This is a genomic window from Prosthecobacter fluviatilis (genome assembly GCF_055388355.1).
In genome coordinates this window covers 685,576-705,496 of record NZ_AP043782.1, presented here as the reverse complement: position 1 = coordinate 705,496, position 19,921 = coordinate 685,576, and the positions used below count along the sequence as shown (strand labels likewise).

16 protein-coding genes and 1 tRNA gene are annotated in these 19,921 nt (G+C 63.1%); 12 read left to right on the top strand and 5 right to left on the bottom strand.

From position 1 onward, the window contains the following. Nucleotides 1-8: 8 nt before the first annotated feature. On the bottom strand, nt 9-638 hold the full coding sequence (locus tag ACZ5WW_RS02490) for a DUF3592 domain-containing protein (RefSeq protein WP_377169728.1): 630 nt from the start codon (nt 636-638) through the stop codon (nt 9-11). Nucleotides 639-810: 172 nt separating this feature from the next. Between ACZ5WW_RS02490 and ACZ5WW_RS02485 the strand changes: the two genes are divergently transcribed. Then, nucleotides 811-1,041 (top strand): hypothetical protein, encoded by a 231-nt coding sequence (locus ACZ5WW_RS02485; RefSeq protein ID WP_377169726.1) that lies wholly within the window; start codon nt 811-813, stop codon nt 1,039-1,041. A 516-nt stretch (nt 1,042-1,557) separates the two neighbouring features. On the opposite strand, the gene ACZ5WW_RS02480 is transcribed toward ACZ5WW_RS02485, so the two are convergent. Continuing rightward, nucleotides 1,558-2,841, bottom strand: a complete 1,284-nt coding sequence (locus ACZ5WW_RS02480) for a Gfo/Idh/MocA family protein (protein ID WP_377169724.1) — start codon at nt 2,839-2,841, stop codon at nt 1,558-1,560. Between the two features lie 59 nt (nt 2,842-2,900). Here ACZ5WW_RS02480 and ACZ5WW_RS02475 point away from each other — a divergent pair, with 59 nt between their 5' ends. Together ACZ5WW_RS02475 and ACZ5WW_RS02470 are read left to right on the top strand one after the other, a co-directional pair. After that, complete coding sequence (locus ACZ5WW_RS02475) at nt 2,901-5,006, top strand: alpha/beta hydrolase family protein (RefSeq protein WP_377169722.1); 2,106 nt, start codon at nt 2,901-2,903, stop codon at nt 5,004-5,006. Nucleotides 5,007-5,026: 20 nt separating this feature from the next. Further along, entirely contained in the window at nt 5,027-6,238 is a 1,212-nt protein-coding gene (locus tag ACZ5WW_RS02470; RefSeq protein ID WP_377169720.1) for an MFS transporter, read from the top strand. Nucleotides 6,239-6,478: 240 nt separating this feature from the next. Here ACZ5WW_RS02470 and ACZ5WW_RS02465 read toward each other — a convergent pair. Next, nucleotides 6,479-6,555 (bottom strand) — tRNA-Pro (locus ACZ5WW_RS02465). Nucleotides 6,556-6,724: 169 nt separating this feature from the next. Here ACZ5WW_RS02465 and ACZ5WW_RS02460 point away from each other — a divergent pair. The 8 genes from ACZ5WW_RS02460 to ACZ5WW_RS02425 all read left to right on the top strand — a co-directional run bounded on the left by ACZ5WW_RS02460 (nt 6,725) and on the right by ACZ5WW_RS02425 (nt 16,205). After that, nucleotides 6,725-7,801 (top strand): ABC transporter ATP-binding protein, encoded by a 1,077-nt coding sequence (locus ACZ5WW_RS02460; RefSeq protein ID WP_377169718.1) that lies wholly within the window; start codon nt 6,725-6,727, stop codon nt 7,799-7,801. A gap of 493 nt (nt 7,802-8,294) precedes the next feature. Then, on the top strand, nt 8,295-9,980 hold the full coding sequence (locus ACZ5WW_RS02455) for an ABC transporter substrate-binding protein (protein ID WP_377169716.1): 1,686 nt from the start codon (nt 8,295-8,297) through the stop codon (nt 9,978-9,980). Between the two features lie 23 nt (nt 9,981-10,003). Further along, nucleotides 10,004-11,701: an ABC transporter permease gene (locus ACZ5WW_RS02450; RefSeq protein ID WP_377169714.1), complete on the top strand. Its 1,698-nt coding sequence runs from the start codon at nt 10,004-10,006 to the stop codon at nt 11,699-11,701. A 22-nt stretch (nt 11,702-11,723) separates the two neighbouring features. After that, complete coding sequence (locus tag ACZ5WW_RS02445; protein WP_377169711.1) at nt 11,724-12,281, top strand: AlkZ-related protein; 558 nt, start codon at nt 11,724-11,726, stop codon at nt 12,279-12,281. Continuing rightward, nucleotides 12,278-13,234: a helix-turn-helix transcriptional regulator gene (locus ACZ5WW_RS02440; RefSeq protein WP_377169710.1), complete on the top strand. Its 957-nt coding sequence runs from the start codon at nt 12,278-12,280 to the stop codon at nt 13,232-13,234. Before ACZ5WW_RS02445 ends, ACZ5WW_RS02440 begins: the two co-directional genes overlap by 4 nt. Before the next feature lie 458 nt (nt 13,235-13,692). After that, nucleotides 13,693-14,145: a VOC family protein gene (locus tag ACZ5WW_RS02435; RefSeq protein WP_377169708.1), complete on the top strand. Its 453-nt coding sequence runs from the start codon at nt 13,693-13,695 to the stop codon at nt 14,143-14,145. Nucleotides 14,146-14,303: 158 nt separating this feature from the next. After that, nucleotides 14,304-15,374 (top strand): hypothetical protein, encoded by a 1,071-nt coding sequence (locus tag ACZ5WW_RS02430; RefSeq protein ID WP_377169706.1) that lies wholly within the window; start codon nt 14,304-14,306, stop codon nt 15,372-15,374. A 120-nt stretch (nt 15,375-15,494) separates the two neighbouring features. Then, the gene (locus ACZ5WW_RS02425) at nt 15,495-16,205 is read left to right on the top strand and encodes a hypothetical protein (RefSeq protein WP_377169704.1); all 711 of its coding nucleotides are present in this window, start codon (nt 15,495-15,497) and stop codon (nt 16,203-16,205) included. A gap of 221 nt (nt 16,206-16,426) precedes the next feature. On the opposite strand, the gene ACZ5WW_RS02420 is transcribed toward ACZ5WW_RS02425, so the two are convergent. Next, nucleotides 16,427-17,605 (bottom strand): NAD(P)/FAD-dependent oxidoreductase, encoded by a 1,179-nt coding sequence (locus ACZ5WW_RS02420; RefSeq protein WP_377169702.1) that lies wholly within the window; start codon nt 17,603-17,605, stop codon nt 16,427-16,429. 53 nt (nt 17,606-17,658) lie between these two features. Between ACZ5WW_RS02420 and ACZ5WW_RS02415 the strand changes: the two genes are divergently transcribed. Then, nucleotides 17,659-18,672: a tetratricopeptide repeat protein gene (locus ACZ5WW_RS02415; RefSeq protein ID WP_377169700.1), complete on the top strand. Its 1,014-nt coding sequence runs from the start codon at nt 17,659-17,661 to the stop codon at nt 18,670-18,672. Between the two features lie 48 nt (nt 18,673-18,720). On the opposite strand, the gene mnmA is transcribed toward ACZ5WW_RS02415, so the two are convergent. Further along, nucleotides 18,721-19,848: a tRNA 2-thiouridine(34) synthase MnmA gene (mnmA, locus tag ACZ5WW_RS02410; protein ID WP_377169698.1), complete on the bottom strand. Its 1,128-nt coding sequence runs from the start codon at nt 19,846-19,848 to the stop codon at nt 18,721-18,723. Nucleotides 19,849-19,921 lie beyond the last annotated feature (73 nt).

The window sequence follows — 19,921 nt, the reverse complement described above, 5'->3', positions numbered from 1 at the left end:
AGTGCTTCTCATGCCCCTCCGGAGTAGCGCAGCCGGCTGTAGCAGGCGGCCACGGCGCTGAGCACCAGGCCGGCTCCCAGCAGGGGCAGGACCTGCTTGAGCTGGATGGTCGGCGGTAGCAGGACGATGATCAGGAAACCCAGCAGGCAGATCCCACGGGTGAGGCCGTAGAGCAGGTGGCTGCTGGGCCTGCGGTCCTGCGCGGCAAAGACATAGCTGCCCAGCAGCATGCCCCAGACCGCGAGGCTGAAGCCCACGCTCCACTTCGGCCAGCCGTACTCCAGCAGGGCAAACTCAGGATGGCATGGGTCGTAGCGGACGGTGACCTGGCTGCCGGCACTCAGGGACTGCGCGAGGGCTCCGGCACCGGCCTCGTAGGCTTTGTTGCTGATCCACCCTGCCCGCACCCGGTCACTCTCGTACCTGCGCCCATCCACCTTGTAACTGTAGCGGATGAGAGAGCGTGTGTTGCCGCGATGGCTAGCGGGCTGGGAGGAGATGACGCGGCCCTGGGTGGTCGCTTCGGCCCGCCACAGATGCCAGGAGGACACGCAAAACTCCACGGGCATGAGGAAGAGCAGCGCCAGAAACAGGGGCAGAAAGATGAGGGCTGCGGCGAGTCCGAGGATGTAGCGCATGGAGAGGGCGGTTCTTGAACCGATAGGCCGGATCTTGCCAAGGCGACGGCTTGCATGCAATGGGGCACTGGTTGCAGAGCGGGGTGTTGTTTGGAATCAGGGCCGCTCCAACGCTTTGCCGCTGGCGGAGGCCGATGTGACGATGTAGAGGCCCCGGCAGCCTTCCACCCCGATGAACCACCCTGCCCTCCCATACGATGCCAAGACATGGAAGCTGGCGGGCGTGGTCGCCCTGGTGCTGCTGGGTGTCGCGATCTCCCTGGCCCTCATGGAGCGGTGCCTGCAGCCGGAGCGCGGGCCGCAAGAAAGAAGCCACGAGCACCGGGAGCGCCCCAACCGCCACCGCAGCTCCCTGCCGCCGGAGGTTCAGCGGCAGTTTGAGGAATTCCGGAAGGAGAAATGAGCCTGGCCTGAGGCTCGCCCCTGACCCTGCGGGCCGTCTTGGGGTGTTGGAGCGGTGAGAGCGAGAGAATGGTGACGAAACGTCTCTTTTTGGAAGCTGTTTTGAAGACATGGTTAACATGTGTTAATAATATACATCAGTTTGATAATGTGGTGATTAACAAGCATGGAAGGTGCTGGCATTGTCTGCGATAGCCGGATTTAACCTACGCTCTGCCGCCTTGCTGGAGGAGGGCGTAGGAACCGGAGCGCGGACAGGGAGATGCTGCAGGGGCTGTCTGTCCTCGTTTCACGCCTTTGCAGCAGGCTCTCGACGGAGCTGGAGCCCCATTTTTCGAGCTCTCCGAGGAGCGCTTGATGGATGTATGACTGGCGCGTTCAAATACATGGCAATTCATTGAATATAAGCCATATAAACAATGTGTAATGATCATGTGATCCGGCGCGCGGGCACACCTCTCCCTGGTTGGGGCATGGGGTGCCTTTGGCTGAGTTTCCAGAATGCTGGACGGCCCCTTTACGCGATCTTCCAGGCCTCGCGCATGGGGCGGAGGAGCATCTGGTTTGCCTGCTCGTCGCCTTCAAAGCGCTCGGCCTTCGGGTCGAACTTCAGCGGGCGGCCGAGGACGGCGGAGATGGCTCCGATGTGGCAGGTGGTGGCGGCACGTTGGGCGATCTCCGCCGTGGCGGCGGTGCGGCCACGGGAATAGACGGCGTCGATGAAGTTGCGGTGGTGGTTCTTGGACTCGTAGAGCTTCACGTCGCTGTCCTTGAGCTTGGCGCGCAGGATGGCGTCGTCGCTGGCCTTGAGGACCTCCGATTCGGTGTAGATCCAGCCCTCGCTGCCGATGAAGCGGGTGCCCCACTTGGTCTTGTCGTCCGTGCTTGTCATGACGACGCGTACACCATTGTTGTACTGATACTCGATGCGGAAGCTCTCGGCGGCGTCATAAATGCCGGTGGTGCGGCGCTTCACCTCGGTGGCGCTGACTTCGGTGGGGGTGGTTTCGTCCATGCCGGCTCCCCACTGCGCCACGTCCAGGAAGTGCGCACCCCAGTCGGTGATGTAGCCGGGGGCGTACTCCTCGATCCAGCGGAAATTGAAATGGCAGCGTGCGGCCGTGTAGGGCTTCTCCGCCGCAGGGCCCAGCCACATGGCGTAGTCCAGGTGGGCGGGCACGGGCTCGGTGGCCTCCAGGCCGGTGTAGCCGCCGCGGATGGCAAACTTGCCCGGCACGCCGATCTCGATCTCCTTGAGCTGGCCAATGTAGCCGTTGCGCACGCGCTCGCAGGCCATGCGCACCTTGAGGCCGGAGCGCCGCCAGGTGCCGCACTGCAGCACGCGCTTGTTTTCCGCCACCGCACGGCAGATGGCACGGCCCTCCGCGATGCTGGCACCGAGGGGCTTTTCTGAGTACAGATCCTTCCCGGCCTTGGCGGCGGCGACGGCCACGTTGGAGTGCCAGTGGTCGGGCGTGGCATTCATGATGGCGTCCACATCGCTGCGGGCCAGCACCTCGCGGAAGTCTTTGAAGATCGCCGTCTCCGGCAGTCCGGCCAGCTTGGCGGCAGCGGCGGCGTGCTGGGAGTCCACATCGCAGATGGCGACGACCTGCACGCGCTCATCGGCCATCAGTGCGCGGAGGTTGCTGGTGCCCTGCCCGCCCACGCCGATGCAGGCGAGACGGACTTTTTCATTGGGCGACACGGCCCCAGCACGGCCCAGAGTGGCGGCGGAGACGATGAAAGGGACGGCGGTGCTGAGAAATTGACGACGGGTGGGAGATGCAGAGTCGGGCATGGGAAAGAAACGCAGTTCGTTTCCGATATTCATCATTCACCCGATTTCTTCATTCACTCATGGACTCCCCCGCCCTGCCCCGCCGTCGTGACTTTCTGCAAACCACCGGCCTGGGCCTCATGGGCTGGCCGCTGGTGCAGTCTTTCTTTGGCAGCACGGGCAGCGCCTTGGCGCAGACTGCGGCCAAGACGCCAGCTGCTGCCGCGACTGCGATCCCTCAGCTCAACCGTTTTCCCCGCATGATGCAGGACTGGCTGGTGGCCGAGGTGCGCGCCGCCGAGCAGCGGGGCAATGCACGGCGCGAGGCTTTGAAAACGAAGGCGGACGCCGAGGCCTACGTGAAGTCCGTGCAGCAGCGCATCCGCGACTGCTTTGGCCCGCTGCCGGAAAAGACGCCGCTGAATGCGAAGGTGACGAAGACGCTGGAGCGCGACGGCTACCGCATCGAGAACATCACCTTTGAAAGCCGCCCGGGCTACCTCGTGACCGGAAACCTCTACCTGCCAAGCAGCAAGGGCAAGGTGCCGGGGGTGATCGGCGTGTGCGGGCACTCGCTCAATGGCAAGGCAGCGGAGGCTTATCAGAGCTTTGCCCAGGGCCTCGCACGGCAGGGGCAGGCCTGCTTCCTGATCGATCCCGTGGGCCAGGGCGAGCGGTTTCAATACCTGAACGAAAAGCTCGGCTCCCGCCTCGGTGGTGGCACCACGGAGCACAACCAGATGGGCGTGCCGCAGGCGCTGGTGGGCGAATTCCTCGGCACCTGGTTTGTGTGGGATGGCATTCGCGCGCTGGACTACCTGATCACGCGCCCGGAGATCGACACCACGCATCTCGGCATCACCGGCAACTCCGGCGGCGGCACGCAGACGACCTGGCTCTGCGGCCTGGAGCCACGCTTCACCATGGGCGCGCCCTCCTGCTTTGTGACCACCTTCCGCCGCGATGCGGAGAACGAGCTGCCGCAGGACATGGAGCAGTGCCCGCCCCGTGTGCTGGCGCAGGATCTGGACCACTGCGATTTCCTCGCCGCCATGGCACCGAAGCCGGTGATCATCCTCGCGCAGGAGAAGGACTTCTTTGACAACCGCGGCTCCACCGAGAGCTACGAGCGTCTCAAGAAACTCTACACGCTGCTCGGCAAGCCGGAGAACATCCAGCTCCACATCGGGCCGGATCCGCACGGCTACACGCAGTCGAACCGCGAGGCGATGTACCAGTTCTTTGGCAAGGCCACCGGCATCCCCGCCGCAGCGGCGGAACCGGTGATGACCATCGAGAAAGACGAGGTGCTGCTCTGCACGCCGAAGGGCCAGGTGGCGGAGTCGGGCTCGCGCACGCTGATGAGTTTCACGCGGGAAAAGGCGGACGATCTGGCAGCGAAGCGCAAGCCGCTCTCTGGCGCAGCGTTGCAAAAAGCCGTGCGCCAGGTGCTGAAGCTGCCCGCGCTGGCGGACACCGCGCCGGACTACCGCATCCTGCGCAGCGTGGGCGCACGCAAGTACCCCACCAAGGGCTACTGCACCTACGCCGTGGAGACGGAGCCGCTGATTCACGCACTGGTCACACGCCTGAGCGACGAGGCGCTGACCTCGCGTCTGCCGCGCGGGCAGAGCAAGGCCATCCTGTACATCTCCCACCGCTCCGCCGATGCCGAGCTGCGCAGCGATCCGTTTGTGAAAGAGCTGATCGCCGCCTCGCCGGACGCCGCCTTCTTTGCCTGCGATGTGCGCGGCATGGGCGACTCCCAGCCCGACACCTGCGGTGCGAACCAGTTCACCGGCATCTACGGCAGCCACTACTTCTACGCCGCCTTCAGCCAGATGCTCGACCGCCCGCTGTCCGGTCAGCGCGCCTACGATGTGCTGCGCGTGCTGCAGCTTCTCGCCTCAGCAGGACATACGGAGATTCACCTGGCCGCGCAGGGCTGGGGTGCCCTGCCAGCCGCCCTGGCCGCCGTGCTCAGCCCGCAGGTCAAACAGGTGACGCTCAAGCATGCGCTCAGCTCCTTCCATGAGCTGGCCGTGCATGAAGACCAGCAGTGGCCCGCCGCCATCATGGTGCCGCAGGTGCTCCAGCACTTTGACCTGCCGGACTGCTATGAGGCGCTCAAGCCGCAGAAGCTCCAGCTCATCGAGCCCTGGGGTGCCGCCGACGGCATGAAATAAGCTCCCACTCCACACTCACCATGCAATCCACCCTCAAGATCAAGCTCTCCCTCTTCATGTTTCTCCAGTACTTCATCTGGAGCAGCTGGTACATGACGCTGGGCAGCTACCTCGGCACCCTGAACTTCAGCGGCACCGAGATCGGGGCCTCCTATGGCGCGTTTGCGTGGGGTGCCATCCTTTCGCCCTTCATCGTGGGATTGATCGCCGACCGCTTCTTTGCCTCGGAGAAAATCATCGCCGTGCTCGGCATCGCGGGCGGGCTGGTGATGTTTTACATCCCGCAGCTGAAGACCTTCGGCAGCGTCTATCCCACGCTCATCCTCTACTGCACGCTCTACGCGCCCACGCTGGCTTTGGGGAATTCCATCTCCATGACGCATCTCGCAGACGCGAAGAAGGACTTCCCTTTTGTGAAGATCTTCTCCGCCGTGGGCTGGATCGCGGGTGGCGTGGTGCTCAGCCAGTTGAAGGGGGAGCAGTCAGCGCTGCAATACTACCTGGCAGGCGGCACCTCGATGGTGTTTGGCCTGTTTGCCCTGACGCTGCCGCACACGCCGCCGAGAAAGAAAGGCCAGGACGTGCCGCTGGGCGAAGTCCTCGGGCTGGATGCGCTGGCGCTGCTCAAGAAGCCCACCTTTGCCATCTTCATCCTGTGCATGTTCCTCATCTGCATCCCGCTGTACTTCTACTTTGTGAACATGGGCACCTACCTCACGCAGCTCAAGTGGGCGGACATGGCGCAGAAGATGACGCTGGCGCAGGTCTCCGACATCGTCTTCCTCCTGCTGCTGCCGCTGATGCTCAAGAAGCTCGGCTATAAGAAGACCACCTTCCTCGGCATCCTGTCCTGGGCCGTGCGCTACTTCATGCTCAGCGCCAGCGCTGCCAGCAGCGGCACCGTGCTCATTTTTGCCGCCATCCTGCTGCATGGCGTCTGCTATGATTTCCTCTTCATCGCCGGGCAGCTCTACGTGGACAGCGAGGCCAGCGAACGCACACGCGGCGCCGCACAGGGCCTCATCGCCATCATCCTCTGGGGCTTCGGCTCACTGGTCGGCACCTACCTGGCTGGATATTTCATGGATCAGCACAAACTCGCCACGCCGAAAGGTGCCGTCACCCACGACTGGTCCGCCATCTGGGCCACGCCTGCGTGGATCGCTGTCACCGTGCTGGTGGTGTTTGTGATCTTCTTCCGCGAACCGCAGAAAGCGCCTGCGGGTGCATGAGGCGCACAGGAGCGCGGAATTTATTCCGCAGCATTCCGACAACACGCATACCTCCGCTTCAGATTGAGTTCTTCAGCAATCGCAGCGCTACGGAGTGCTGGCCACAGGGTCTGCAGCAGATAAGCGGGTCATCGGCTTGACGGGAAGGTTCGCCGTTAAGAGCCTTGGCGCTTCGGCGGAGAGCTGCGGAATAAATTCCGCGCTCCAAAGCGCCATTCGTGGCGCTGAAACGTTAAACCGTGGTCGGGCTGGCGAGATTCGAACTCACGACCTCTTGCACCCCATGCAAGCGTTCTACCAGGCTGAACTACAGCCCGACCTAGGTTTTAACAGTGCCACCAGTCGAGGCCGCTTTTGGGGTGGCTCCGGTTGGTGGGACGCGCATTTTGGAGAGTCCCGCAGGCTTTGCAACTGCGATGTTGAGTTCTTGTGAGAATGTCTGTGAAACTTGCCATCACCCTGCCGCTCAGGTAGAACCACATCCGCATGGTCACGATCACGATTCAGGAACTCACCAAACGCTTCAGCGGCAGTGTCGTGCTGAGCAGCGTGGACCTGCAGATCGCCGCCGGGGAGCTGTTCTTTCTGCTGGGGCCCAGCGGCTGCGGCAAGACGACGCTGCTGCGGCACATCGCGGGCTTCTACAAGCCGGACGCCGGGAAGATCTGGTTTGACGAGGAGGAGGTGACCCGCCTGCCGGCGCACAAGCGCGGCACGGGCATGATGTTTCAGAGCTACGCCCTGTGGCCGCACCTGAACGTGGCGCAAAACGTAGCCTTTGGCCTGGAGGAGCGCGGGCGCCCGCGGCGGGAGATCGAGCATCGTGTCGCGGAAATCCTGGAGCAGGTGAAGCTGGACGGCCTGGGCTCGCGCAAGATCCAGCAGCTCTCCGGCGGGCAGCAGCAGCGCGTGGCGCTGGCCCGCGCGCTGGTGATCCGCCCCAAGTGCCTGCTGCTGGACGAGCCGCTGTCCAACCTGGATGCCAAGCTGAGGCTGGAGATGCGCGCGGAGATCCGCCACATCGTGAAGCAGCACGGTCTGACCGCCATCTACGTGACGCATGACCGCGACGAGGCGCTGAGCATGGCAGACCGCATGGCCATCATGGACGCGGGCAGGCTGGTGCAGGTGGGTACCCCGGAGGACATCTACCGCCACCCAGCCACGCGCATGGTCGCGGAGTTCATCGGCGAGACCAATTTCATCGAAGGCCGCGCGCTGCGCGCCAGCAGTCGCGAAGGATACTTTGATGTGGAGACGTCCTCCGGCACGCTGCGCGCCCGCACCGACGGCACCTGGCAGCCCGCCAGCGGCCAGCCCGTGGTGCTGAGCATCCGCCCCGAGTCGCTGACCTTTGGGAATGTGCTGGATTCACCGAACCGCTTCCCCGGCCAAATCGTGGACACCACCTACCTCGGCGCGACGGTGCAATATCTGCTGCAACTCCCCGGCGGTCCGCTCATCAAGGTGTGCGAGACCAACCCCCAGGAAATCCGCCTGCCCAGCGAAGACGAAGTGCGGGTGATGGCAGCGATGAATGACGTGGTGATTTTGCGGAAATGAAGACTCCAGGCTTCAACTCCCTGCGGCTGATTCCAGGCTCGTCCTCGTTCTTAGCGCACCGCCACGCCCAGCGCATGCGTGCTACCCCAGGCACGTACTGCAGTAATGCCTTCAGTCGCTCCGGCCGTAGGTCGGGTGTGTTTGGCGTCGAGCGCGTTTCCATTTGTCACAGCCCGCTCCGCCAAACCGCCCGACTGCGAGGACGTCCGTACGCCTTGGTGTTTGCCGTACGCTCATGGACGGGCGGGCTTCGCCACACCCATCCTACGACCCTGCAGCCGCCCTCTTCGCCAAACCGCCCGACAGCGAGGGTGTGCGTACGCCATGGCGTTTGCAGCACGCTCATGGACGGGCGGGCTGTCGCCACACCCATCCTACGGGCGGACGCCCTGCGGACGTTTGACGAGCTTGAGCTGAGGGCGCGGGTGAATCGAGGACGAACACGATTCAGAGTTCGCGCGAGCGCCCGTTTGAAAGGGGGCACCTCATTGCAATGAGTGGTATCTTCCACCATCCGCGTGTGCAGGCCCTGCTCTCCTGGGCGCAGGGCTGGCGCAAGGAGCTGGCGGTCTTCCTTCTCATGCTGGCCACCCTGGCGGGGCCGTTTCTGCTCAAACCAACGCAGAGCACGGCACCGGCGCGTTACGACCGTCGGCTGGTCATCATCACGCCGCACCATGACCGCATCCGCGAGGAGTTTGGGCATGCGTTTGCTGCGCATTGGAAGCAGACCACCGGGCAGACGGTCTTTCTCGACTGGCGCGTGCCGGGCGGCACCTCGGAGATCGCCATGCTGATCAAGTCGGAGGCGCTGGCGGCCTTTCAGCTGCTCTGGGAGACGAAGCTGCACCAGCCCTGGAGCCCCGCCGTGGCGCAGGCCTGCCTGAACCCCAAGGCCGCGCCGGATGATCCTGCGCGCAAGGCCTACCTGGCCTCCACGGTGGGCACGGGCATCGATCTCTTCTTTGGCGGTGGTGCGTATGACTTCGAGCAGCAGGCGCGCATGGGCACGCTGGTGGCGGGCGATGGCGAAAAGACGGGCCTCAGCGCGCTGGCAAAGCAACACCCCGCGTGGTTCAGCGACGCCGGCATCCCTGAAAAACTCAGCGGCGAGCCCTTTCGCGATCCGCAGCATCGCTGGTGCGGCGCGTGCCTTTCGAGCAGCGGCATCGTTTTCAATCGCGATGTGCTGCGCCGCCTCGGCATCGCCGAAGATCCGGCCACCTGGGCGGATCTCGCCGACCCGAGTTACTACGGGCAGATCGCATTGAGCGATCCGGGCAAGAGCGGCTCCGTGACCAAGGCGCTGGAAATGATCATCCAGCAGGAGATGCAGAAGGCGCACGCCCGGCTGCTGGCGCTGCCAAAGTCCAAGCTCACGCCCGAGCAGATTGAGGCCCAGGCCGTGGCGGAAGGGTGGAACGAGGGGCTGAGGCTCATCCTGCGCATCAGTGCGAATGCACGCTACTTCACCGATTTCTCCACCAAGATCCCGCTGGAGGTCGCGAAGGGAGATGCCGCTGCGGGCATGTGCATCGACTTCTACGGCCGCTCGGCGGAGGAGGACGTGCGCCGCGCAGACGGCACCTCGCGCGTGGGCTTCATCGCCCCGCTCGGCGGCACCTCGGTGAGTGTCGATCCCATCGGCCTGCTGCGCGGCGCGCCGGATGCGGAGCTGGCCACCGCCTTCATGGAGTTTGTGCTGGGGGATGCCGGGCAGAAGCTGTGGAGCTACCGCGTGGGCGAGCCCGGCGGCCCGCGCGAGCACGCCCTGCGCCGCCTGCCCGTGCGGCACGATCTCTACACGCCGGAAAACATCGCCCGCATGAGCGACGGCAAGGAGGCCCCCTTTGAAAAAGCCCAGGCCTTCACCTACCACCCGGAGCGCACCGCTGCGCTCTTCAACACCATCCGCTTCCTCGTGCGCGTCATCTGCGTGGACTCGCACGCCGAGCTGCACGCCGCCTGGAAGACCCTCATCGACCACGGCATGCCCGAGCGCGCCGTGCAGGTGCTGGAAGACCTCGCCCGCGTGAAGCACGAAGCCGCCGCCGGCAACATCTCAAAAATCCTCTCCGCTCGCGACAAAGTCCAGGAAACCCGCCTCGCCCGCGAACTGGGGGATGCCTTTAGAAACCAGTTCATCAAGGCCGCACGGATCGCAGAGAGCGGGCGGTGAAATTCCAACTTGGAAACAAAGCCATGTCGAAACTCCTCTCACTGCTGATCTTCCTGGGGATGACCGCGTTTTTCGCGTGCTTCTTTGCCTGGCCCATCTGGGCGGCGCTGGAGGCGGCGTTTCGCGGGCCGGACCATCGGTTCACGCTGGATTATGTGTCGGAGGTTTTTCTCAATGCGCTCTACCGCGAGGGGCTGTGGAATTCCTTTATCATCGCTGTGTGGACGACGCTGGGCTCTCTCTGCGTGGCGCTGCCGCTGGCGGTGTGCTACGTGCGCTTTGCCTTCCCCGGACGGGCGCTGCTCAATTCCCTGGTGCTCATGCCCATGATCCTGCCGCCGTTTGTCGGGGCCATCGGCATCAAGGCCATGCTGGGGCAGGCGGGCGCGCTGAACAGCCTGCTCATCAGCCTGGGCCTGATGGACGCCATGCATCCCACGGACTGGCTGGGGCAGCACCGCATGCTGGGCATCATCGTCATGGAGGTGCTGCACCTCTACCCGATCATCTACCTGAATGCGGCGGCGGCTTTGTCCAATCTGGACCCGGCGCTGGAGGAGGCGGCGGCAAACTTGGGCTGCCATGCGTGGAGCCGCTTCTGGCGCGTGACGCTGCCGCTCATCATGCCCGGCGTGTTTGCGGGCGGCACCATCGTGTTTGTGTGGGCCTTTACCGAGATGGGCGTGCCGCTGCTGTTTGACTACGATCGCGTGACGGCGGTGCAGATCTTCCGCAGCATCAATGACCTCAGCGGCAACCCCTTCCCCTACGCGCTGGTGGCGGTGATGCTGGGCTTCAGCACGCTCTTTTACCTGGCCAGCCGCCTGCTCTTTGGCAGGGCGGACTCCGCTGGCGGCGGCGGCCGCGCCACGACGGCGCGCGAGACGATCGCGCTGCCCGCCGGTGCCGGATGGGTGTGCACCGCCTTCTTTGCAGGCGTGACCTTTCTGGCAGTGCTGCCGCACCTGGGCGTGGTGCTGCTGTCGTTTTCGCAGGACTGGTACGGCACGGTGCTGCCGCACTCGCTCACGCTCCAGCATTATCGCGATGCCCTGGGGCATGAGCTCACGCTCTCGTCCATCGCCAACAGCCTGAAGTACTCCACGCTGGCCATGCTGCTGGCGCTCATCCTTGGCATCGGCGTGGCCTACGTGTCCGTGCGCACGCGGCTGTGGGGCCGCCAGCTTCTGGATGCCATGGCGATGCTGCCGCTGGCAGTTCCTGGTATCGTGATGGCCTTTGGCTATCTGGCCATGACGCGGGAGGGCCGCCCCTTCCACTGGCTCATGCTTGGCGAAGACCCGCTGATGCTGCTGGTGATCGCCTACGCGGTGCGCAGGCTGCCCTACGTGGTGCGCTCTGCCGCCGCCGGATTCCAGCAGGTGAGCCCCGCGCTGGAGGAGGCCGCGCAAAACCTCGGTGCACGCCCGGAGCGCGCGCTGTGGCGCATCACCCTGCCGCTGGTCACGCCCAACCTCGTCGCGGGCGCGCTGCTGGCCTTTTCCTTTGCCATGCTGGAGGTGAGCGACAGCATGATCCTCGCACAGCAGTCCAGCTACTTCCCCATCACCAAGGCCATCTACTCACTCGTGCTCGCGCTCGGCAGCGGGCCCAATCTCGCCTCCGCCCTGGGCGTGTGGGCCATGATCTTCCTCGCCGTGACCATCCTCGGGGCGGGAGTGATTTTGGGCAAAAAATTGGGGACGTTGTTCCGGGGATGAGCGACATGCTGCTGCTCTTTGCATGAAGCCCAAGCACCCCGCCAAAATCAAAACCTTCGAGCAAGCGTACCAGTTCGTCTTGCAGGCAAAGACCTGCCTCATCTTTGGCTCCAAGTGCTCTGATCTCCCCAGCCTTTGGGACGTGGTGGACCTGCCCGGCAGGCAGCCAGGCCAGAAGGGCTGGGGCCGGAAAGTGGAGGCCGTCTGGGCGTGGAAAAACGAGCTGCCCGCGCAGTTTCCCGACGAGATCTTTTACGGCAAGCTTCCCGGTGGGCTGGCGGCACTCATGTGCCTGGAGCACCTGCGGCGCGTGCACTACCCGGCGCATCATCGCCCGGTCTCGCAGTGCAGCCCGCTGGCGCGGCGTGCGTATGAGCTGATCCGCAGCGAGCCGCACACCACGGCGGAGCTGCGCAGGGCGCTCTCGCCTTCGGGGGCTGTGAGCAAGAGCAAGGTGGACAGCGCGCTGGTGGAGCTGCAGGTGACGCTGAACATCACGCGCTCCAACGCCCCCAATCTGAAACGCGACACATGGCTGCCCTTTGCGGAGCAGTACCCGGACATCGGAGGTGGCGAATGAACCGCACGGACCGCCTCGTCTCCATGGTCATGCTGCTGCAGTCGCGCCGGGTCATCACCGCCGCACAGCTGGCCGAGCATTTTGAGATCACCGAGCGCACGGTGTACCGCGATCTTGCCGCACTGGGAGAGGGCGGAGTGCCCATCGTGGGAGAGCCCGGCGTGGGCTACAGCCTCATGAGCGGCTACACCCTGCCTCCCGTCATGTTTTCTCCGGAGGAGGCCTTTGCCTTTGTCACCGGCGGGCTGCTGGTGGAGCGCATGACGGACGCCTCCATGCGCGATGCCATCCGCTCCGCCATGGGCAAAGTCACCGCCGTGCTGCCCTCCGGCCTGCAGGGCCGTGTGGACCGCCTGCGCAAGACGACGGTCATCGGTACCCGCCCGCCCACCAAAGGCAGCGTGCCCCTCACCACCGTGCAGCGGGCCATGGCCGAAGGCCGCGTGCTGCGGCTGAACTACCTGGGCGCTGCACGCGGAGAGCCCACCGAGCGTCTGGTGGAGCCGCGCGGGCTGGTCTTTTACATGGACCACTGGCACCTCATCGCCTGGTGCCGTCTGCGCGAGGACATGCGGGACTTTCGTGTGGACCGCATCGTCCGCTGCGAGACGCTGCCGGAGCCCATCCCGCCGTGTCCGGAGTTCAATCTCAACGAGCACCTCGCCCGCTGCATCGTGCCAGAGCGCAGCGAGTTTGCCGTCATCGAAATCCCTGATTACCTCCTCGAAGGTGTCCGCCGCTTCTGGGGGCCGACGATTGTGGAGGAGGAGCCGCTCGCCTGCAGGCGTGCCAGCGTGCGCTTCGCCTTTCGGGCCGAAGGAATACCCTACGTCTCCCGCTGGCTGCTGAGCCTGGGCACGGATGCGGAGATCGTCTCGCCAGAGGTGCTGCGGGAAAAGGTGGCCGAGATGGCGCAGGCCACTGCGGAGCATCATCGGCGCGGCGTGAAATAGGTACGCGAATGGCTGGGCACAGCGCAGGGCTTTGGATGGATAATAGCACCCGCAGTTGAAAAGCGGTCTTTGCTCGCAGCGGAAAGCAGAAGCTCGGCTGGAGCTGAGGTGCCGGGGCTTGGCGCGAAGCTCTGGAGGAGGGGGACCATCCTGGTCCCTCAGCGCTCCGCAAGGTCTGCCCTTCTTATCAACGGTTCATGGCATAAGAGCCGGGGGTGTAGCGGAGCGTTCCCTTGTTCCGCAGGAACAAGGCTACTTGGCTGCGCCTAGCGTGGGAGCGGCACCGCAAAGCCGCAGCGGGTGCGTCTTTTTGAAAGCATTCCGGATCATTCCGCCGCAAAAAACACCTCCCCTCAAAAACACCCCTGACATAACGCTGTCAGGGGCAGGCGCGAATGCTGGCGGGTGATCGCAACTGAATGCGGTCCATCTCAACAAACCACAAGACAAGACCACCCATGAGCCAGACCACCCCACCCACCGTCTCCTTTTCCCTCACCTGCAAAAGCGCCGCCGATGCGCTCGATTTCTACACTCGGGCCTTCGGTGCCGTGGAGCTGTTCCGTCTCTCCCCGGCCCCTGGCGTGGTGCCGCATGCGGAGTTCATGATCGGCAACACCCACATCTACATCTCGGACGAGGCCCCCTGCTCCAACGCCCACGCCATCCCGGAAGGTGGCATGGCTCCCTGCGGGTTTACGATCCAGGTCGAGGACTGCGACAAAGCCTTTGAGCGCGCCCTGGCCGCAGGCGGCTCTCCGCTGAGCCCCTCGCGGGATCAGTTCTGGGGCAGCCGCACGGCCATGCTGAAGGATCCCTTTGGCTACCGCTGGAGTTTCAGCCAGCACCTCGAAGACGTAGCTCCGGAGGAGTTGCTCAAGCGCGCCCAGGCTTTCATGAGCGGAAACTGAGCGGCAACGCCGGGGGAGCGTAACGCGGACTAACAGACAACGGTGGAACGTATCCACCGTTGTCAATTCGCATGCGAGGTTCCATTCTGGAAAAAATGAGTGAACCACGTCCATTCACGCCCGCGCACAAGTTTGTCGGGGCTTCCTTAATCATTGGGGTGGTCCTCTTGTTCGCGCTGGCCGGAGTCTTGGTTTATCGTCTCTTTTATGAAGACGACTACCCAGCTCCTCCCATCCGGCCAAGGCCAAAGGCAGTTCAACTGACGCAGCAGCAGGAGGCCAGTCTTTCCGACTGGGGGCGCAAAATCGCCAGCCTTGCCAGTGAGGACCTGGGACAGGAACTTTCACCCATGCATGACCGCGATGCCATTGCCGCGCTCGTATTGGACGGCATCGATGGCAAAGAAGTACGGCAAACGCTGGATGAGGCGATCAGGTTTGCGGTGAGCTACAAAGCCGGCGGCTTTCTTGCTCAGGCCTGCGGCCATCCGGTGCATTTTCTGCGGGTCTGCACCCGTGCGGGCTTTCCGGCGGTCACCCTCCGCGTTGACTATGAAAACGGGCTCATTGGCTACATGGATGTGCTTTTGCAGCCAGCAGGCGGGCAGTTCAAAATCATCGACGTTTACAATTACCTCAGCGGAGAATGCCGGACAGAGGATTTCCGCTGCAACATGGTTGCCTTTTTCGTCGCCCGACATTCGGAGATTATTTCGAAGTGGCTGGACAGCTGGAATCTAAAGAAAGAAGATGCCGAATACCTGCTCTTGCTGATCAAGGCCCGACGCAAAGGAGATGAAGAGGAGATCCTTGCCGTGTGCGATCAGGCACCCGGGCATCTTCGGAACAACAGACTTGTGTTTTTCACCCGCACCCAGGTGCTGCAGCGGCTCTCCATCTCAAATCCCCGCTACGAGCGGCTCTCTTTTGAAGCCATGCAAAACCCGCCGCGCATGCCAGAAACCCCGCATGTCCTCGAACTCATGCTCATCCCGAAGTTGCTGGCCTCTTTCGACTACCAGACGGCGGACGATGCCGTGGGAAAAGTCATGGCCGTGATCGGGGACGATGCCTACCTGATGTGCCTGCGGGCGGAGATCAAATTTAACCTGATGGACATGGAGGCGGCCAGAGCCCTGTTGCGTAGAGCCGCTGAACTGGAGCCTGATCTGCCGCTGCTGGAGGAGAAGAAGCGCGAGCTGAAATTTCCGCAGAAAAGTGAGTGCTGAGTGTTCCAAAACGCATGAAGCCGCGCACAGGTCAGGTGCTGAGTTATTCACAATAGCTTTAATGTAACGTTAATAAGGTTTCCTTGACCTCAGCTCGCTCTACCGCTGAAATAGTGCGTTATGAGACGCCCGTGGATCAAAATCGAAACCAGCACGCCGGACAAGCCGGAGATTTGCAGCATCGCCACCTACCTGAAGGTGGATGAAGACACGGTGGTGGGAAAGCTGGTCAGGCTGTGGTCCTGGGCAGAACTGAACCGCATTGAACCTAACGATCTTGGAGTTACCAAGGAGTTTCTGGACAAGGTAGTGGGACGCAAAGGATTCGCAGCGGCGCTAATGCAGGCTGGGTGGCTGATCGAGACCGAGGGCAAACTGAGCTTTCCTAACTTCAAACGTCACAACAGCCCTGTGGCGCAGAACAAAGCCCTCACCGCCAAGCGTGTGGCCCGCCATCGTTTGCGGAAGGCCAAAAGTAACGAAAAGATAGCGGACAAAGCGTTGCCTAAACAGCCGCTGGAAGAGGCACAGGCTGAGCCGGAAGTCATAGAGACACCCACTGAAGAACTCAATGTTCCACAAGTAATTACTGAGGAAAAGCCATTGGTAATCAGTGAAAAAATCGTTATTGAGACTGCCCCTGAGGGTAACTTTGAGGTAACGCCTGAGCCCGCTCCGGCTGCTACCCCAGCTCCTGAACCGGAGCCTGAGATCTCCCCCGCTGTGGTGGCGGAAATCTTGGCAGAGACGGTGTCCACTGAAGAGCCTGCTCCACGCAAGCGACGCTCTAAAGCGGTGACTGCTGAAACGGATCAACCGCTACTGTTCTGAACTTTGAGCAAACCTTTGTAACGGCTGATGGTTACTTAAAGGATGGCAAAGAGAGTTATGCTCCGGGTTATGGCCTGATTAATAGTTAACTTATCCGAAGTAATAAACCACGGTAACTGTCTAAAATTTGGACACTAAGAACTGAGCTCTTTGCATGTGTTAGCGGAGCTTCCAAACATGGCTGCGACTAGGGGGCGCAGGGAACTGAAACTTTTACACCGTTACTCGGCAGCCCGTGCGCCATCTGAACTGACCGCCGTCTTTTCACGCCAAGCGTAACGCTGCGTCCATGGATTCGGCCGATGCTCCACAACGTCTGCAATGATCTCTCCCATGACCGGGGTGAACTTGAAGGCATGGCCAGAATCCCCAGCCGCGACAACGAGGCCGGGGTGCGCAGGGTCGTGGCCGATCCAGAAGGCCCCGTCAAAGGTGTCGCAATACTGGCAGACGCGGGTGGAGTGCAGTGGGGCTGTCGCCAGGGCCGGGAAGGTCTCCCGCAGAAAGGCGCGGTAACGCTCCTCCTCACCGGCAGGCAGGCTGCGCGGCTCATTGGCGTTCACCCGGCGGCCGGGGCCATGGTTCGCCACTTTGACGAGTCCCGCCGCATTGGCCGGAAAGCCGTACCAGCCGGTCCTGCCAATGTCGGCTCCCCAGACGGGAAACTGCGGCGGGGTGAAGGGGCGCGGGTCCTCCGGGCGGAAATGGAAGACGGTTTGAGCGGTGGCCCACATGACGTCCTGCAGGTGGGGCAGCAGCGCAGGCGTCCAGGCTCCGGCGGCCACCAGGACGGCATCGGCGCGCCAAGTCTGCCCGCTGGCGGAGGTGATGCCGGCGCAGCGTCCGTCTTCAAAAAGCGGGCGCGGCTGCGGGATGTTTTCGTGGATTTCCACCCCGGCCTGCCGTGCCTCCTCAGCCAGCCGGGCGATGACACGACCGCTTTCCACCCAACCGCCGACGGGGTTGAGGTAGCCATCCGGGTAAAGAGAGGAATTCCAGGCAGGATGCAGCTCCCGCAGCATTTCGGCGGAGGTGCGGCGTAGCTCATGACCGCGCGCGGTGAGAAACTGGCGGCTGTCATGCTCAAAACCGCCGGGCTGCATCCGCCCCCGGGACATCACGAGAAAGCCCACCTCATGATACAGCGCCTCCTCCCAGCGCGCGTTCCAGTCCCGCCAGCGCCGCAGGCTCAGCTCTCCCATGGCGGTGTGCTGCTCGTCGTCGGCGTAATCCATGCGCACGACCTTGCTGATGTCTGTGGAAGCGGCATCGGGGTGTGGGAGCGGGCCTTGATCGATCAAAGTGACCTGCCAGCCACGGGCACGAAGCTCCAAGGCGGCGGTAAGGCCAAAGCAGCCGCCCCCCAAAATGAGGATGGTTGAAGATTCAGAAAGATTCATCTCGATTTAGCTGATTCAGGAACGTAGGCTGACGGCTTACTTGTTTGTCCCGCATGTGTTTTTGGAAAAAATCGGAAGCCAAACTCTGGCTGATCCTGCCTCAGGCCTTTCTGCTGGTGGGTGCCGGTGCAGCGGAACTCAAGGGACCGCCCTTCCAGCTGGTACTGTCCGGCCTGTCAGGTGAAAAAACGCCGCCCAAGGCCTCTGCTTTCACCCTGGGGCTCGAAGCGCTTGAGGCGAAGGATTACCCGACGGCGCTGACCCATTTTGAGTCCGCGGCGGCATGTGCGCGGCTCGACACCCTGCCCCTCGTCTGGCTGACCTCCCAGTTTCAGGTCTGCCAGACGCTGAATCTGCAGGGCAAGCAAGCCGAGTCGGTGGACCGCGCACGCAAGATCGTCGATACCTGCGAGAGGACCCTCGGGGCAGAAGACCCCATCACCAGCGAGGCCCTCTACCACCTGGCCTTTCTGCTGAAAAACAATGGTCGCCTTGCCGAGGCGGAGCCGGTGTATGTCCGGCATCTGGCCTGCCTGGTGGAAAAGCACGGGCCGGAGAGTTTCTTTGCCGCCTGCGCCCGCACACGGCTGGCAGATCTGCTGATGCTCATGGGCCGGATGGAGGAGGCAGAGCGCCACCACCGCCAGGCGCTCGCCGCAGCTCAGGCCGCCCTGGGGGAGGTGCATGCAGACAACTGCTTTTTCCTCACGCATCTGGCCTACTGCCTGCATGTAGGGCAGAAAAAGCCGGAGGCAGCCGAGCTGATGGACAAAGCCTTCAGCATCGTCAAGACGAGCAATGCGCGCGACCTTTCCCACCAAGTTTCTCTCCTGCGTCGGCAGGCGGAGTTTTTCCGTGACAACCACCAGCTCGACAAGGCCCGCATGACCGGGCGTCTCTGCCTGGAGCTGCTGGTCGCCCGCACTGAAGCCCACCGCAGCCACTTCTTTTATTATGGCCGGGTGAAGGATCTTTATCAGTCCATCCTGGTGGCTGACGGGCTCAAGCCGCATGAGATCAAGTCCCACCTAGCTGAAGTGGAAAATCCGCTGCGCGACGACCGCTGAGCCGCCCACTGCGCCTGCCTCGAATGCCCTGAGGAAGCGCCAGCTCGGCTAGGCGTGCTGGATGGTCTCAAACACCGCGCCACCCAGCAGGCGCTCGCCATCGTAGAGCGCGCAGATCTGGCCTGGAGTGAGCGCACGCTGCGGCTCCTTGTACTCCAGCTCCGCGCGACCATCGCCCAGCGGGCGGAAGGTGGCATCCCCGGCCGGGCAGCGGTAGCGCGGCTGGGCCTGCAGCAGGCGCTTCTCATTCAAAGGCAGTCCGGTGCTGGAGATGGAGTGCAGCGTGGCCTTGCGCGCCCAGAGAAGCGGGGTGTCCGCATTTTCGATGGCAACGACGAGTTCGTTCGTCTGCGGGCGCTTGGCCACCACCACGTAGGCCTGCTTGTGGATGGGGCTGGCCACGCCGTGCCCTTTGCGCTGGCCCAGGGTGTAGAGGTGCAGGCCGCGATGCTCGCCAAGCACCTTGCCTTCCAGGTTCACGATGGGACCGGGCTGGTCCGGCACAAAGGTGCGGAGGAAGTCCTCCATCTTCACCTGCCCGATGAAGCAGATGCCCTGGCTGTCCTTTTTCTCCGCCGTTTTCAGGCCCAACTCGCGCGCACGCTCCCGGAGCTCCGGCTTGAGCAGATGGCCGATGGGAAACTGCGCGATGCGCACCTGCTGCGGCTGCATCATCGCCAGGAAGTAGGTCTGGTCCTTGTTCGGGTCCGCGCCGCGATAGATTGCGTGTTCGCTGTCCTCGGTTCCCGGTTCGCTGTTGAAAACCGGGAACTGAGAACCGGGAACTGAGAACGCCTTGCGCGCATAGTGCCCGGTGGCGATGGCCTCAAAGCCCTGCTCCTGCGCCCAGTCCCAGAGCACGCCAAACTTCATCTCACGGTTGCACATCACATCCGGGTTTGGGGTGATGCCGGCCTGGTAGCCTTCGAGGAGGTACTTCACCACCTTTTCGCGATATTCGGTCATGAGATTGACCACCCGAAACGGGATGCCGAGCTGCTGCGCCACGGCCTCGGCATCGGTGATGTCCTCCTCCCAGGGGCAGTGGCCGATGATGTTCTCCTCGTTAATCCAGTTCTTCATGTACACGCCGGACACGTCGTGCCCTGCGCGGACGAGCTCGGCCGCGGCCACGCTGCTATCCACGCCTCCGGACATGGCTGCGAGAATCTTCATAGGAGGTGGAGAATCGGCGGCTGCGGCGTGGCGTCAATCAGGAGGCGCGACTGCATGAAGGATGGCATGGAGG

What these genes read in the sequence shown, in the direction of transcription:
- ACZ5WW_RS02490 (WP_377169728.1), bottom strand. Translation starts at nt 638, where the DNA reads ATGCGCTACATCCTCGGACTCGCCGCAGCCCTCATCTTTCTGCCCCTG.
- ACZ5WW_RS02485 (WP_377169726.1), top strand. Translation starts at nt 811, where the DNA reads ATGAACCACCCTGCCCTCCCATACGATGCCAAGACATGGAAGCTGGCG.
- ACZ5WW_RS02480 (WP_377169724.1), bottom strand. Translation starts at nt 2,841, where the DNA reads ATGCCCGACTCTGCATCTCCCACCCGTCGTCAATTTCTCAGCACCGCC.
- ACZ5WW_RS02475 (WP_377169722.1), top strand. Translation starts at nt 2,901, where the DNA reads ATGGACTCCCCCGCCCTGCCCCGCCGTCGTGACTTTCTGCAAACCACC.
- ACZ5WW_RS02470 (WP_377169720.1), top strand. Translation starts at nt 5,027, where the DNA reads ATGCAATCCACCCTCAAGATCAAGCTCTCCCTCTTCATGTTTCTCCAG.
- ACZ5WW_RS02460 (WP_377169718.1), top strand. Translation starts at nt 6,725, where the DNA reads ATGGTCACGATCACGATTCAGGAACTCACCAAACGCTTCAGCGGCAGT.
- ACZ5WW_RS02455 (WP_377169716.1), top strand. Translation starts at nt 8,295, where the DNA reads ATGAGTGGTATCTTCCACCATCCGCGTGTGCAGGCCCTGCTCTCCTGG.
- ACZ5WW_RS02450 (WP_377169714.1), top strand. Translation starts at nt 10,004, where the DNA reads ATGTCGAAACTCCTCTCACTGCTGATCTTCCTGGGGATGACCGCGTTT.
- ACZ5WW_RS02445 (WP_377169711.1), top strand. Translation starts at nt 11,724, where the DNA reads ATGAAGCCCAAGCACCCCGCCAAAATCAAAACCTTCGAGCAAGCGTAC.
- ACZ5WW_RS02440 (WP_377169710.1), top strand. Translation starts at nt 12,278, where the DNA reads ATGAACCGCACGGACCGCCTCGTCTCCATGGTCATGCTGCTGCAGTCG.
- ACZ5WW_RS02435 (WP_377169708.1), top strand. Translation starts at nt 13,693, where the DNA reads ATGAGCCAGACCACCCCACCCACCGTCTCCTTTTCCCTCACCTGCAAA.
- ACZ5WW_RS02425 (WP_377169704.1), top strand. Translation starts at nt 15,495, where the DNA reads ATGAGACGCCCGTGGATCAAAATCGAAACCAGCACGCCGGACAAGCCG.
- ACZ5WW_RS02420 (WP_377169702.1), bottom strand. Translation starts at nt 17,605, where the DNA reads ATGAATCTTTCTGAATCTTCAACCATCCTCATTTTGGGGGGCGGCTGC.
- ACZ5WW_RS02415 (WP_377169700.1), top strand. Translation starts at nt 17,659, where the DNA reads ATGTGTTTTTGGAAAAAATCGGAAGCCAAACTCTGGCTGATCCTGCCT.
- mnmA (WP_377169698.1), bottom strand. Translation starts at nt 19,848, where the DNA reads ATGAAGATTCTCGCAGCCATGTCCGGAGGCGTGGATAGCAGCGTGGCC.